The organism is Sphingomonas sp. CCH15-F11, from assembly GCF_001557005.1.
GTDB lineage: Bacteria > Pseudomonadota > Alphaproteobacteria > Sphingomonadales > Sphingomonadaceae > Sphingomonas.
Map to the genome: position 1 here is coordinate 1 of NZ_LSKG01000161.1, position 407 is coordinate 407.

1 protein-coding gene is annotated in these 407 nt (G+C 69.8%); it reads right to left on the reverse strand.

The annotated features are described in order from the left end of the window. Positions 1 to 153: 153 nt before the first annotated feature. A partial coding sequence (locus AX709_RS16280) for a 2Fe-2S iron-sulfur cluster-binding protein (RefSeq protein WP_156454305.1) occupies positions 154 to 407 on the reverse strand: 254 nt, incomplete at its 5' end.

Below are 407 nucleotides of genomic sequence, written 5' to 3' on the forward strand. Positions count from 1 at the left end.
GCGTCAGCAGCATCAGCACGAGCGCTGCGATCCCGATGATCCCGCCAGCGAGGCTGCCCGGAAAGCGCGGTGACACATGCACGAGGTAGCCGAACGGGAACAGCAGCAGGAATGCGACCAGCAGGCCGACGGCGATGTCGCTGCGTTCGCGCATCAGGCTTCGACCACGAGCGGCGTGCCCGTGCCCTTCGCCTGGCACGCGAGCACATAGCCCTGCGCCTTGTCGGCGGGCGCGAGGCCGGACTCGACCTCCATCGTTACCTCGCCCTGCAGCAGCTTGACCACGCAGGCGCCGCATGTGCCCGCACGGCAGGCATAGGAGATCTCGACGCCCGCGCCCTCGGCCGCCTCGAGCACGGTCTCGTCCGCGGGCAAGGCCGCCGACACCCCCGACACGGAGAAGGTCA